Genomic DNA, 14,434 nt, shown 5'->3' on the forward strand with positions numbered 1-14,434 from the left:
AATATATTATGAATAGTTGGAAAAGTGATAGAATTGGTTCTGCAGAAAGAGGTGAAAATCCTACAGTAATGGTAAGAATGAAAAGTGGCTTTGCTGTTATAGGAGATAATCAATTTCTGCCTGGATATTGTGTTCTTCTTGGATATCCGAGAGCGAGTTCATTAAATGAATTATCTCTAGAGGAAAGAACTCAATATTTAACTGATATGACATTAATAGGAGACGCCATTATAAAAGCATGTAATCCATTAAGAATTAATTACTCTATTTTGATGAATTTAGATCACTATTTACATGCACATATTGAAGCTCGTTATGATTGGGAACCTGAAGAGAATAAGTGCAGACCATCTTATTTTTATCCAAAGGAACAAAGATATGGTAGTCAGTATGAATATTCAGATGAAAAATATGGTGATTTAAAAACTAATATAACAGAAAATTTGTTGGAATTAATGAAGATGGCTGGTTACTAAATACTTACAATAATTAATTTCCGAATTTATTAAGAATATTTTAGTGAGGTGTATACCGTGATTGATTACAATGAAATTTTAAGAGAAAATTTAGTCTTAAAATCAAAGAGGTTAATTTTAAGACCATTCACTTTGGATGATATAGATGATGTTTTTTTATATGCCAGTGATGATGTTGTAACAAAATATTTAACATGGCCTTCATATAAGGAGATATCAGAAATAGAGGACGTTGTGAAAACATACTATATTGATAAAAGTGGAGTTTTTGCAATTGAATTAGAAGAAGAAGAAAAATGTATTGGATGCATTGATTTAAGACTATATATTGAAGATAATAAAGCGAGTTTTGGTTATGTTTTGAATAGAGGTTATTGGAATAAGGGTTATATGTCAGAGGCTTTAAATCTAATACTAGACTTTTCTTTTTCAAAACTAGAATTGAATCGTGTTGAAGCTACGCACTACATAGGAAATGAGGGCTCTGGTCGTGTTATGCAAAAATGTGGTATGAGATATGAAGGAACTGGCATACAGGAAGTAAAAGTAAAAGGTATTTTCTATGATGTTGTTCACTATGCAATTTTGAGAGAAGAATGGTTAATTGGATATAGTGACTAATGAAGATAAATTTAAGTTAATTGGAGGGGTACATATATGGATATAGTTTTTGAACTAGGACAAGCTGATGATTTTGATGAGTTAGAACAGCTTTATAACGATTTAAACGACCATTTAGCAGAAGGAGTAAACTATCCTGGATGGAAAAAAGGGATATATCCTGTACGGCAAAATGCAATTGATGGAGTTAAACATGGAAATCTTTATGTAGCAAAGCATAATAATAAAATAGTTGGTTCTATTATTTTAAGCCATGAGCCTGAACCTGCATATTATAATGCAGAATGGGGATTTAAGTCTGATTATTCAGATGTTTTTGTAGTATATACATTTGTAGTACACCCAAAGTTTTTGAAATGTGGTGTAGGTAAAGCGTTAATGGATTTTGCTATTGAGCATAGTATTAAGTCACAGGTTAAATCAATTAGATTGGATGTCTATGAAGGTAATATACCTGCAATTAAGCTATATGAAAAATGTGGTTTTAAATATATTGATACCGTTGACTTAGGGCTTGGAAACTATGGGTTGAATTGGTTTAGATTATATGAAAAATTACTTTGACAGTGTGAGTATACTCTATAGTTAAATTATTAAGTATAAAAGTGGGAGGAAATTATGGGGATTAAATGTAAAGAAGTTTCAGATTATTTTGCAAGTTATGGAGTGGAAAAAGAAAAACGATTGGAGTCCATTAGAAATATAATTCACGATATAGTTCCTGATATAAAGGAAAAAATGTGGACTAAAGTTCCATGTTTCTATATAGATAGAACAACTATTGTTATTCGCGTATTCAATGATCATATAAATATTTTTGTGGATGAAGTATTTCAATATAAAGATGAGTTATTAGAATATAAAATTACACCAAAAGGCGCACTACAAGTATTTGATAATCAGGTAATACCATTTGAAACTTTATCAAAGATATTTAGGGCTTGTTTCACAAGTGTGTATTAGGATTCCTATAACTGCCCATCACACCTTATATGATTGTTTGGCTTGTCAGCATATTTGTCCAATGAATTCGGAGCAAAAAGAGAAAATTATTGAGGATATAATTTTTACAGAAGAAGAAACCAATATGTTATTAGAAGGGAAATCCATTGATTCTTTTTCAGCGGGCTTTAAATCGAAAGTATATATGCTAGGAATTGATCAATGGTATGAAGCAATTCCAAGAAATTTGAAAGCTTTATTTGATAATATGTAATACCGGTAATATTGAAACTTTGCAGTAAAATTATATAATAAGAGAAATATAAATTAAGAATTGGAGGATTAGAATGGATACTAAGAAGAAGTTAGTTATTGCTATAGCAGCAGTATTTGGTGGTGGAAAGACTACTGTTACAACAGTATTAAATAAAAAATTACATAATTCTAAAGCATTATACTTTGATGATTATGAATTTGATAGTCCTGAAGATATATGTGAGTGGGTTGAGAGAGGTTCAGATTATAATGAATGGAACTTGACACCTTTAATTAATGATTTAAATTCCTTACTTTCCAATTCTATAGAATCATTAGACTACATAATACTTGATTATCCATTTGCTTATAAATATGATAAAATGAGTAAATATATAGATTTGACAATATTTATTGATACACCTCTGGATATTGCCATGGCTAGGCGTATATTGAGAGATTTTAAAGAATTTTCTTTTGAAAGTATAAGGCAAGATTTAGATGTTTATTTATCACGTGGAAGATTAGGTTATTTAGAAGCGTTGAATTCAATTAAACCAAACTCTGATTTTGTAATAGATGGTTCCTTACCAGTAGAGGCTATAGTAAGTCAGATTCTTGAAATAATCAATAGGAGGAGCAAATTTGAGAATATGAATTACGTAGAATACATACGGGATAGAGTTGGACATGATGCAATAAACTTAACAGGGGTAAATATTTTAATAATCAACAAAAACAATCAAATTTTGCTTCAAAGAAGGGGAACATTTCCATATAAGTGGGGATTAGTTGGAGGAATTACAGAACTAGGAGAATCCCTTGAAGAAACTGCTATTAGAGAATCAAAAGAAGAGACAGGATTAGATATTAAGGGGCTAAAGCTACTAGGAACTACATCAGGAGAAAAATGCTATATGGACTTACCTAATGGCGATAAAGCATACTTTATAACTGTTGGATATTTTACTAAAAGTTTTAGTGGAGTATTAAATATAGATGATTTTGAAACTAAGGAATTGAAATTTTTTAGTTATGAACAATTACCTGACAATATACCAAATAGTCATAGGGTAATGATAGATAAATATTATAATAATTTTGAAGGGGGAGATTTAAATGTGGATGGATTTAGATAATATTTGGCAAGAGGCTTTTTCATTGGCTTGGGAATCTTTTAAAAGAAATACTATTCCCATAGGAGCTGTTATAGTTAATGAAGAGGGTAATATCATATCAAGAGGTAGAAATAGAATCTTTGATTATTCTAGTAACAATCCATTGGTAGGAAGTAATATGGCTCATGCTGAAATGACTGCTATGATAAATTTAAAAGAAAAGGAACATCCCGATATAAAGAAGATGATGAATTAGAGTTATTTCATATTTGTCTACAATCTGCTTATGAGTATTCAAGAAATCATAAGAGATTAGAAGAAGTATTGAACTCATGGAGAACCTATTGTAGAGAAGGTGTTTTGCTGGGAAAACAACTGTATGATGAAGGTTATTTTTTAGAAGCTATAAAGCAAAGGAAGGAAATTGGACAAATATATGATGAAGTAATACTTAGATTTAACAATATTTAATATTATTGGGAGGAGCACCTTAATGAATCAAGATATATTGTTTAAAACTAATGACTTTGTTTTTAGTTATCGAGTTGCAGGATTATTAATTAAAAATAACAAAGTTCTACTTCAACGCCCTATAAGTGATGCAGGATATGCAATTCCAGGAGGGCATGTTTCTTTTGGAGAAACAAATGAAGAAACTCTAATTCGAGAATTTAGAGAAGAAATAGGTGTAGACATAAAGGTAGAGAATTTAAAGTGGGTAGGTGAAATTTTCTTTCCTTGGGGAGATAAACCATGTCATCAAATTAATTTATTTTATAAAGTTACTTTAACTGAAGATACACAAATTCCATTGAATGGAGATTTTTATGGGATTGAAAAAATAGAGAATGGCTCATTTAAACTTGAGTTTTCATGGGTGGATTTGAAAGATATTTTAAATGTTGATCTATATCCTACAAATGCCAAAGAGTTACTATTAAATAATTCAAAGGAAATAAAGCATTTTATTTATCGTGAAGAAGTATAAATAATGAACTCAAACTATAGATAAATTAAATCAATTTATAATTTAGCAGACAAGGATAAAGAGGGGAGATTTTTATGAATTTGCATGTAAGAGAAGCAATTAGAAGTGATTATATTGAGATCAATAATCTTGTTAAAGAAGTACATAATTTACATGTTGAAAATAGACCAGATGTTTATGTGAATACTGATACTCCTTTGATAAAAGAAGATTTTTATGAGTTATTAAGCACCAGTGACACAAAGGTATTTGTAGTAGAAGATCTTAATAATAAAGAGTTAGTAGCATATAGCATTGTGAAAATTATGGCCCATAGAAGTATTCAGATACTTAGACCAATGACACTTGCTTATATAGATGATTTTTGTGTTAAAGCTAGTAAGCAAAAGAATGGTATTGGAAGATTGCTTTTTGATTATGTTGTAAGTTATGCAAAATCAGAAGGAGCTTTATCTTTACAGTTGATTGTATGGGAGTTTAATAAAGATGCTATTAAATTCTATGAATCATTGGGAATGACAGTAAGAAATAGAAGAATGGAATTAAACTTGAGTTAATATAAATGTAAAAAATATAATTTAAAGATAGGTACTGAGGGAAATAAATCCCCTAGTACCTTATTGTTTTTTATGAACATTTATTATTATAGGTGAGTATAATAATAATGAATCTAATAGAAATAAAATTTCATATAGATAATAGGGGGAAATCATTTATGTCAGAATATTATAATGGTGAAAACATCAATCAAATAAATTATACAAACCAAGGTTTAAATGTAGACAATAGTGATTATAGTAATGATTCAAGCTATTGTCCAGAGTATCAATATAATTGCTCACAATGTCCTTATTACAATCAATGTCAACAACAGTGTTGCTGCTGTATTGGCCCAACAGGACCACAAGGTCCAAGAGGATGCATGGGACCGCAAGGGCCAACAGGACCACAAGGTCCAAGAGGGTGCATGGGATCGCAAGGGCCAACAGGACCACAAGGCCCAAGAGGATGCATGGGACCACAAGGCCCAACAGGACCACAAGGCCCAAGAGGTTACATGGGACCGCAAGGGCCAACAGGCCCACAAGGAGCAACAGGTGCGACAGGTGCACAAGGACCAACAGGTCCAATAGGAGCAACAGGTTCAACTGGTGCGCAAGGCCCAACAGGCCCACAAGGTCCAAGGGGTTACATGGGATTACAAGGACCAACAGGCCCACAAGGAGCAACAGGAGCAACGGGAGCAACAGGAGCAACAGGAGCTCAAGGACCAACAGGCCCACAAGGAGCAACAGGAGCAACAGGAGCGACAGGAACAACAGGAGCAACAGGAGCAACAGGAGCAACAGGAGCAACAGGAGCTCAAGGCCCAACGGGGCCACAAGGCCAAATAGGCCCAACAGGCCCACAAGGAGCAATGGGAGCAACGGGTGCGACAGGAGCTCAAGGCCCAACAGGCCCACAAGGAGCAACAGGAGCAACAGGAGCAACAGGAGCAACAGGAGCAACAGGAGCAACAGGAGCTCAAGGGCCAACAGGTCCACAAGGCCCAATAGGCCCAACAGGACCACAAGGAGCAATGGGAGCAACAGGAGCGACAGGAGCTCAAGGTCCAACAGGGCCAATGGGAGCAACAGGAGCAACGGGAGCAACAGGAGCCCAAGGAGCAACAGGATCGCGAGGCCCAACAGGCCCACAAGGACCAATAGGCCCAACAGGTCCGCAAGGAGCAATGGGAGCCACAGGAGCAACAGGTGCTCAAGGTCCAACAGGTCCACAAGGGCCACAAGGAGCAACAGGAGCAACAGGAGCCACAGGAGCAACAGGAGCAACAGGAGCAACGGGACCAACAGGACCACAAGGCCCACAAGGAGCAACAGGAGCAGCGGGGGCAACTGGTTCTACAGGCCCACAAGGACTAACAGGAGCAACAGGAGCTCAAGGACCAACAGGTCCACAAGGACCGATTGGAGCAACGGGAGCAACAGGAGCAACAGGAGCTCAAGGTCCAACAGGCCCAATAGGACCAATAGGGTTAACTGGAATTCAAGGTCCAACAGGACCGCAAGGAGCAACAGGAGCAACAGGAGCTCAAGGTCCAACAGGCCCACAAGGACCAATTGGAGCAACAGGAGCGACAGGGCCACAAGGAGCAACGGGAGCACAAGGACCAACAGGACCACAAGGACCAACAGGCCCTACTGGTGGAAATTCACAATTAAGAGGACTTCAAGTTTCTAGAAATCTACAACAAGAAGTTCTAGCAAATGCTCCAATCATATTTGATGCTATTAATGCAAATTATGATGGAGATTTAGTTTGGAATACAAACACAACTATTACTATTAACAGGGCAGGAATTTACTACGTTAGTTGGTGGGTTTCTTATGAGAGTACAGTAGCAAATTATGTTTCCTTTGCAGTCTTGCAAAATGGGTCCATACAGGGGCCAGCAAGTAATCCTAGTAATGTAAGAGATCAAATTTCTGGATTTGTAATAATAAATGGAGCTGTTGGTGATACAATTAACTTAACCAATATAAGTACGAATTCAGTATTGCTGGCTACAGACGCAAATGTTCGTGCATCTTTGTCAATAGTTAGCGTACACCTATAAAATTTACTCAGCTGGGGTTATAATAACCCCAGCTAAATTTAAGAATAGTAATAGAAATACTTAAAGATTATAAAAATAAATGTATAAATTGTAAAGATTTTAGAGCATAGTGAGGTGTTTTATGATGAATTCATATAAAATTTGTGTATATGCAATATGTAAAAATGAAGAACAGTTCGTAGAAAGATGGGTAGACTCAATGTCTGAAGCTGATAGTATAATAGTTTTAGATACTGGTTCAACAGATAATACAGTAAACAAGCTGAAAGAATTAGGAGTGAATGTATATAAAGAAATTTTTAATCCATGGAGGTTTGATGTAGCAAGAAATAAATCGTTAGAACTAGTGCCAGAAGACACTGATATTTGTGTATGCACAGATTTAGATGAGGTATTTGAAAAGGGTTGGAGAGAAAAGGTTGAGAATGCATGGAAAGAGAATACTCAACAGTTACGATATAGATATACTTGGAATTTTGATGAAGATGGAAATGAAGGATATGTATTTTTATACGAAAAAATTCATGCACGTAATGGCTTTAAATGGGTTCATCCTGTTCATGAAGTTTTGAATTATTATGGTGATCAACAATATATTGTTAGTACTGAACCCAAAATACAACTAAATCACTATCCTGAAAAATCAAAATCTAGGGCACAATATTTAGGTCTTCTTGAATTGTCGGTACAAGAAGATCCAACTGATGATAGAAACTTACACTATTTAGGCAGAGAATATATGTATATGGAGATGTGGGATAAATGTATTAGTACATTATTAAAGCACCTAGAATTACCAACAGCATTATGGAAAGCTGAACGTTCTGCTTCTATGAGATATATAGCAAAATCTTATATGGAGAAAGGAGATATTAGTAAAGCTAAGGAATGGTTTGCCAAATCCATTTTAGAGGAACCTAATTTGAGAGAACCCTATGTAGATATGGCAAATTTATTATATAGATTACAAGAATGGTCAGGGGTGCTTTATATGATAGAATGTGCACTTAAAATAGAAGATAGACCGTTATCTTATATTAATGAACCAGGACCATGGGGTTCAGAACCATATGATCTTGCTTCCATTGCTTGTTTTAATTTACAACTTTACAAGAAGTCATATTATTATATAACAAAAGCAGTTGAAATATCACCTAGTAATAACCGTTTAAAGAATAACCTTGATTTAATAAAAAAATTTATCTAATAATAATTATTAGAGATAGATGAAGTTATATACAATATGATTAATAATAAAAATAAAAACCTTTATTTTTGATGTTAACCATTTGAAAAATGTGGAATTAAACTTGGGTTAATATAAATGTAAAAAATATAATTTAAAGATAGGTACTGAGGGAAATAAATCCCCTAGTACCTTATTATTTTATATCATGTTAAATTTCAAGTTACACTAGATCTATATTTCTTCTAGAAATTTTAAATCCTATTTTTTCTTCAATTTTTTCAAGTAAATAGGTATCTTTGGGATCCATAAAACAGCAAGTATAGCCACTTTCACCAGCTCTAGCTGTTCTACCAATTCTATGAATATAGCTTTCTGGAGATTCTGGAATGTCATAGTTATATATGTGAGTAATACCAGAAATATCAATACCTCTTGCAGCTACATCCGTTGCAATTAGATATTGAATATCCGCATTTCTAAAGGACTTCATGATTCTTTCTCTTTTATTTTGAGGAACATCGCTATGAATTTTCTCGCAATTAAATTTTCTTTTACACATAGCCATTTCAAGAGCATCGGCTCTTCTTTTAGTTCTGCAGAAGATTATTGCCATAAATGGGTTATCTTCTTCAAGAGCTTTTAAGAGAGAATCTTGCTTTAAGCGATCTGTAGTTTCAACGATTTCTTGATTTATAGTAGAAAGAGTTATGCTTTCTTTTTTTACAGACACCACAATAGGATCTTTCATATATTTATAAGCAAGTTTTTTAACAGAAGAATCCATAGTAGCAGAAAAACATAATGTTTGATGGTTTTTAGGGGTATGCTTAATTATATTTTCTACTTCATTTTTAAAACCCATAAGTAGCATTTGATCTGCCTCATCAAGAACAAAGGTTTTAAGCTTAGATAAATTGATTGATTTTCTCTCAAGATGGTCAAGAAGTCTTCCAGGGGTAGCTATTATTAAGTGAATGCTTCCCTTAAGCTTATTTAATTGGGAACCTATATCTTTTCCACCATAAGCAGCTAAAATATTTATGTTTACGCTCTCAGCTAATTTAGAGGCCTCGTTAGTAATTTGAATGGCTAACTCACGGGTTGGAGTCAGTATTAACACTTGTGTAGCATCAAGGTTCGGATTAATATTTTCAAAAATGGGCAATAGAAATGCTAAAGTTTTACCTGTGCCAGTTTGAGCTTCAGCTATAAGGTCTTTTCCATCTTTAATATATGGAATACTTTCTCTTTGAATATCAGTTGGATCTTTTATCCCAGACTTGTTTAATATATCTATTATGTTTGTACTAATTCCTAATTCTTTAAAATTCATTTACTCATACCTTTCATCCTTTATTCAACGCCTAATAGTAACACATATTAAAGTATTTATCAATTTAATAGATTCCATACAAAAGAGATGAATAATCCTTATAATGTGGAGCATAATGAATGGTGAAAAAGAAAGGTAGTAGAAAAGGCCATTGCAAGGTAATAACACGAAATATATTACTGTTGAAAGTAAGGTGAATATATTGAGTAAAACTACTAGAAGAGGGTATGTCACAAGGGATGAAAAGGAATTTGGAGATGAATACAGATGTAAATTAGAAAAAGCAGGAGAAGAGCTTTTGTTTCTATTAAATAGGGGATATAACATAAAGGGGGCATCAACTTTTATAGGAAATCACTATCTTTTATCTGAAAGGCAGAGGCTTGCATTAGTCAGGGGAATTTCTAAAAGTGAAGATGTTAAAAATAGAAAATCTAAAGAAGTTACTGATTCTTTATCTGGTAAAACAGTTAACATAGATGGTTTTAATACAATAATAACTCTAGAAGTTGCACTTTCTAATTCACTAATTATAAAGTCAATGGATGGTACAATAAGAGATTTAGCAGGACTTCGGGGTACATATTCAGTCATAGATAAAACAGATATGGCAATTAAACTACTAGGTGAAAGATTAGGGCAATATAAAGTTAATAAAGCTATATTCTATTTAGATAAACCAGTTTCAAATTCAGGGAGACTGAAGATGAGAATCTTAGAATTGCTAGAAAATTTACAATTTAAAGTGGAGGTAGAGATTATTAACAATGTGGATAGTATATTAGAAACAAAAGAAAATGTAGTATCTAGTGATGCAATTATCATTGATAAATGTAAGAGTTGGATAAATATGAATAGGAGTATTATTGATGATAAGAAGTTAGGGGTTAATTGTGTGGATTTTAACATATTAAAATAAATTTTTGTATTATAGGTTTAATTTTTTAATATATCTTTCCTTTGCTATTAATTTCATAGCATTATAAGTTGTATATTGAACAAAATAGTAGAGTAACACCATAAGTTAATTTTATTTTTATAAGGAGGTATAATTGCTATGAGTGAAAAACATGATTGTTCTTGTGCAAGCCAACAGGAAAAAGAAAAGAAAGCAAATAATTCCGGAACCAAACATAGTAAAAAGACACATAAAAAAGATTAATGCATTAAAAGAGCTAGTTAAATCTAGCTCTTTTTTAGTATATGGAAATAATATTAATAAATCGGTATAATATAATTGATACTTCAAATTTTAGATTTGATTAAGGTAATTAAATAGCTTTCAGGAGGAAAATGTATTATGAAAGAACAAGAGTTAAAAAAATCCTGTTGAGGTAGTGAACAAAATTCTACTTGGGAAGTAGGAAATAATAGTTTTTGTCCTCTATGTAATAGTAAAGGAATAGAAGTAAAAAATATCACTATAAAACATCTGGTTATTGATGAATTTGTAGATGAAATAAAAGAGAATACTTATTTTATTTGTATGAATGAGGAATGTAATATTGTTTACTTTAATCCATATTTAGGGACATCATATAGTAACCAGCAGGTAAGGGTACCTATATGGTTTAAAAAAGATGCTAACCCTAAATATATATGTTATTGTAATGAAGTTACAGAACAACAAATTATAAATGCTGTTATTAATAATGGAGCAAAAGATATAAAAGATATTATTAGACTTACAGGAGCAATGAAGAATGGAAAGTGTGAAATTAATAATCCTTTAGGAAAATGTTGTAGCCCATTTATTCAAGAAGCTATTAATAAATCATTGAACATAAAAGACAAGTCATCTTTGCAAAAATAAAGCATTAAAAGATGAACTGAAATATCCAGATTAGGCAAGAATTTAAGAATAGTATCGTATGTAATTAATTATCCTAAAATATAGTCTTTCAGTAAAATGAATAAAAAATATTTCTTATAAAAAAATATACCCCTACCATAGCCACTTGGAAGGGGTATATTTTATTATGTTATAATATATTATTAGGAAAAGTTCTATTTATACTTTTTAAAAAAGAAATTTAATAATTGGCTATGGTGATTAATATTATTCGAATAAAAATTTTTCAAGCTCCTCAACCTTATTAAAATAATAATCACAGTTTTTTTTCATAAATTCTATAATTAAGCTATTTGTGTGTGACCATTCAGCACTAGCAAAATCTACATTACAACTTTTTGCCATATCAAAGCCTGGCTTTAAATCATCAATCATTATAAGCTCGCTAGGTTTAAGGTTATATTTACGCATAATTTCCTGAAGAGGATATGGATTAGGCTTACGCTCTTCTTCACAGCGTTCCCATCCGAAAATCATGTCTGGAGCGAGACTACAATTCTCTAAATAATCACGATTTATATTTTCACTGTAAGAATGAGAGACAACGCAAACTAGTCCACCTTCTTCTTTTTGTCTTTGAATAATTCTTTCGAATCCAGTATAGAAGGCTGGTATGTTATATTGTACATACTCATTCCATGTAGTAAGTTGATATTCCATTTCCTCAGATGTAAACTTCAGAATATCAAAGCATAAAGAATTAAAGCCAGGATCAAAGCAGTACATCATAAATTCATCGAGAGTTATTTCTGTATTTGGACGAAGTTTAGACAATGTATTTTTGAACACTGGAAAATGTATTTCAGGTGTACTTCTAACAACGGTATCGTCATGATCAAGGACTAAACATTTATATTTTAACATAGCTGACTCCTTTTATATTTTTATGTTTTGAGATTTAATTTTTAATTTGTTAGTACTATAAATACAAATATATATTAACTAATATATATTATACATGAATATAAATATATTTTGGAGATATTTTCATATAGATTGTAGAGATAGGTTTGGAGTTAAATAAATTGACATCTACATGAGTTATTTATATAATTATCATTGAGTAGATTAAAACTCAATTTTAAGAAAGGCAAGGTATTTGCAGACATGAGAATATAATTCACTTTATTTATGAGAAATCAAAATTAGAATGAGGCCTAAAGAAAGGCTTTGTTGTTATGCATTTTATTTGATTTTGTGAGTGGATAGTATTTTTGTAACTGTTGATATTTTGTCAATATAATGTTTTTTAATCTTAATGATGCTTTTAATCCTAATATATACTAATATTTTTGTATATATTTTAAGGGTTTATTCAGTGTATATTAAAGATTATTATTAGTTGCGATGCTATCCTCTCCAGGTTATTAAGGAGGGGATTTTTTGTTATTAGTTGAATGTAGTAATATTAAAAAAAGTTTTGGTGATAGATCCATCTTGGATATAGAAAGTTTTAAAGTTTATTCTCAGGATAGAATAGGTATTGTAGGTATAAATGGAGTAGGTAAAACTACATTAATTAATATATTGTGCCAGAGATTGCAGTCAGATGAAGGCAATGTTAAGTTATATGGAACATACTCATATATATCACAGTTAGAAGGACCAGAAAGTACATCAATAACCAATGAGATGGCTTCTAGATTTAATGTAGAAAGTATTTGGAATGAGAGCATGAGTGGAGGAGAAAAGACTAGATTTAAACTTGCTCACGCCCTAAGCCAGAATAGTATGTTGATATTTGCAGATGAGCCTACTAGCAATATGGATATAGATGGCATTGAGCTTATGGAAAAAAGTTTTAAAAAATATAAGGGAGCATTAGTCCTTATATCTCATGATAGAAACTTCTTAGATGGATTATGTAATAAGATTTTAGAAATAGAGTATGGCAGAATAAAAATTTATAACGGTAATTATAGTGATTATGCTGCTCAGAAAGTCAAGGAGAGAGAAAGAGATGAGTTTGAATATGAGGAGTATATAAAGGAAAAGAAGCGACTCAAAAGTGTAATTAGTGATGCAAAACAAAAGGTAAAAAGTATAAAAACGGCTCCTAAACGAATGGGAAATTCCGAGGCTAGGCTTCACAAGATGGGAGGACAAAAGGCCAAGGCGAACATTGAAAGAGCGGTTAAAAATATTGAAAAGAGAATAGAACACCTTGAAGTTAAAGAAAAACCTAAAGAACAAGTTACCATAAAGCTAGGCATTGAGGATTCAAATAAGCTCCATAGCAAAGTAGTTATAGAAGGTAAAAATATAACTAAATCATTCGGTAAAAAGATTATATTAGATAATGCTGAATTTAGTATATATAATACTTCAAAGGTAGCACTAATTGGTCCTAATGGATGTGGAAAAAGTACTTTTATAAAAATGATAATGGACAATGATAAATCCATTAGAATTGCAAAAGGAGCAAAGGTAGGATACTTTAGTCAAGCCATAGACATTTTAAAAGTAAATTGTACTATCATAGAAAATGTAATGGAAAGTAGTGTACAGGATGAAACCTTTGCTAGGATACTACTAGCAAGATTATTATTTAAAAGAGAAGATATTTATAAAAAAGTAAGTGTATTAAGTGGCGGAGAAAGAGTTAAGGTTGCCTTTGCCAAAATGCTATTACAAGATATAAATATCCTTATACTAGATGAACCCACTAACTATATGGATATAAATTCTCTTGAAGTAGTAGAGAATGTACTTAAAGATTACAATAGCACCTTACTATTTGTATCTCATGATAGGAGATTTATAGAATCTATTGCAGACCATATAATGACTATAGAAAATCATAAAGTTAATATGTTTAAAGGTAATTATAGTGAGTATTTAGAAAGTAAGAATAAGTGTAAAGATAATTACAAAGAAGAAATTGAAAATGAAGTTTTCGTATTACAAAATCGTCTTTCAGAAGTTGTTGGAAGGCTATCCATGCCATCAAAAAATGATGATGTAGTAGCACTGGATAAAGAATATAATGAATTGTTACTAAAGTTAAAGGAATTAAAAAAGTTAGTGTAGCGTTATAATTAGA

Annotated in this window: 16 protein-coding genes; 14 read left to right on the top strand and 2 right to left on the bottom strand. The window is 32.0% G+C overall.

Annotation, left to right across the window (positions count from 1 at the left end):
* The first annotated feature begins 8 nt into the window (after window positions 1-8).
* From B3J31_RS06900 to B3J31_RS06950, 11 genes are all read left to right on the top strand, one after another.
* On the top strand, window positions 9-476 hold the full coding sequence (locus B3J31_RS06900; RefSeq protein ID WP_346873806.1) for a hypothetical protein: 468 nt from the start codon (window positions 9-11) through the stop codon (window positions 474-476).
* A 48-nt stretch (window positions 477-524) separates the two neighbouring features.
* Complete coding sequence (locus tag B3J31_RS06905) at window positions 525-1,097, top strand: GNAT family protein (protein ID WP_346873807.1); 573 nt, start codon at window positions 525-527, stop codon at window positions 1,095-1,097.
* 36 nt (window positions 1,098-1,133) lie between these two features.
* Window positions 1,134-1,661 (top strand): GNAT family N-acetyltransferase, encoded by a 528-nt coding sequence (locus tag B3J31_RS06910; protein WP_346867946.1) that lies wholly within the window; start codon window positions 1,134-1,136, stop codon window positions 1,659-1,661.
* Window positions 1,662-1,715: 54 nt separating this feature from the next.
* Complete coding sequence (locus B3J31_RS06915; RefSeq protein WP_035133512.1) at window positions 1,716-2,060, top strand: DUF1801 domain-containing protein; 345 nt, start codon at window positions 1,716-1,718, stop codon at window positions 2,058-2,060.
* A gap of 61 nt (window positions 2,061-2,121) precedes the next feature.
* Entirely contained in the window at window positions 2,122-2,313 is a 192-nt protein-coding gene (locus B3J31_RS06920) for a hypothetical protein (RefSeq protein ID WP_346873808.1), read from the top strand.
* A gap of 73 nt (window positions 2,314-2,386) precedes the next feature.
* The gene (locus B3J31_RS06925; RefSeq protein WP_346873809.1) at window positions 2,387-3,433 is read left to right on the top strand and encodes an NUDIX domain-containing protein; all 1,047 of its coding nucleotides are present in this window, start codon (window positions 2,387-2,389) and stop codon (window positions 3,431-3,433) included.
* Window positions 3,414-3,668: a hypothetical protein gene (locus tag B3J31_RS06930; RefSeq protein ID WP_346873810.1), complete on the top strand. Its 255-nt coding sequence runs from the start codon at window positions 3,414-3,416 to the stop codon at window positions 3,666-3,668. Before B3J31_RS06925 ends, B3J31_RS06930 begins: the two co-directional genes overlap by 20 nt.
* 237 nt (window positions 3,669-3,905) lie before the next feature.
* Complete coding sequence (locus tag B3J31_RS06935; RefSeq protein WP_346873811.1) at window positions 3,906-4,400, top strand: NUDIX hydrolase; 495 nt, start codon at window positions 3,906-3,908, stop codon at window positions 4,398-4,400.
* Window positions 4,401-4,474: 74 nt separating this feature from the next.
* Window positions 4,475-4,957 (top strand): GNAT family N-acetyltransferase, encoded by a 483-nt coding sequence (locus B3J31_RS06940; protein WP_346873812.1) that lies wholly within the window; start codon window positions 4,475-4,477, stop codon window positions 4,955-4,957.
* A 500-nt stretch (window positions 4,958-5,457) separates the two neighbouring features.
* Window positions 5,458-7,017 (top strand): exosporium protein, encoded by a 1,560-nt coding sequence (locus B3J31_RS17000; RefSeq protein ID WP_422653255.1) that lies wholly within the window; start codon window positions 5,458-5,460, stop codon window positions 7,015-7,017.
* A gap of 121 nt (window positions 7,018-7,138) precedes the next feature.
* Window positions 7,139-8,224: a glycosyltransferase gene (locus tag B3J31_RS06950; protein WP_346873813.1), complete on the top strand. Its 1,086-nt coding sequence runs from the start codon at window positions 7,139-7,141 to the stop codon at window positions 8,222-8,224.
* A 202-nt stretch (window positions 8,225-8,426) separates the two neighbouring features.
* Here B3J31_RS06950 and B3J31_RS06955 read toward each other — a convergent pair whose 3' ends face one another.
* Window positions 8,427-9,539 carry a DEAD/DEAH box helicase gene (locus B3J31_RS06955; protein WP_346873814.1) on the bottom strand — a complete coding sequence of 371 codons (1,113 nt, stop codon included), beginning with the start codon at window positions 9,537-9,539 and terminating at the stop codon, window positions 8,427-8,429.
* Window positions 9,540-9,741: 202 nt separating this feature from the next.
* Here B3J31_RS06955 and B3J31_RS06960 point away from each other — a divergent pair, with 202 nt between their 5' ends.
* Together B3J31_RS06960 and B3J31_RS06965 are read left to right on the top strand one after the other, a co-directional pair.
* The gene (locus B3J31_RS06960; RefSeq protein ID WP_150843681.1) at window positions 9,742-10,458 is read left to right on the top strand and encodes a DUF434 domain-containing protein; all 717 of its coding nucleotides are present in this window, start codon (window positions 9,742-9,744) and stop codon (window positions 10,456-10,458) included.
* Between the two features lie 381 nt (window positions 10,459-10,839).
* Window positions 10,840-11,352, top strand: coding sequence for a Csac_0668 family 2Fe-2S cluster-binding (seleno)protein (locus B3J31_RS06965; protein ID WP_150843682.1), 513 nt, complete (start codon window positions 10,840-10,842; stop codon window positions 11,350-11,352).
* Between the two features lie 246 nt (window positions 11,353-11,598).
* Here the strand turns inward: B3J31_RS06965 and B3J31_RS06970 are convergent, their stop codons facing one another.
* Window positions 11,599-12,255, bottom strand: a complete 657-nt coding sequence (locus B3J31_RS06970; RefSeq protein ID WP_346873815.1) for an HAD family hydrolase — start codon at window positions 12,253-12,255, stop codon at window positions 11,599-11,601.
* A 519-nt stretch (window positions 12,256-12,774) separates the two neighbouring features.
* Here B3J31_RS06970 and abc-f point away from each other — a divergent pair.
* A complete protein-coding gene (gene abc-f, locus B3J31_RS06975) occupies window positions 12,775-14,421 on the top strand; it encodes a ribosomal protection-like ABC-F family protein (protein ID WP_150843684.1) in 1,647 nt (548 codons plus the stop codon).
* Window positions 14,422-14,434: the final 13 nt, after the last annotated feature.

Source organism: Clostridium sp. UBA5988 (assembly GCF_002435615.1).
Taxonomy (GTDB): domain Bacteria; phylum Bacillota; class Clostridia; order Clostridiales; family Clostridiaceae; genus Clostridium_J; species Clostridium_J sulfidigenes.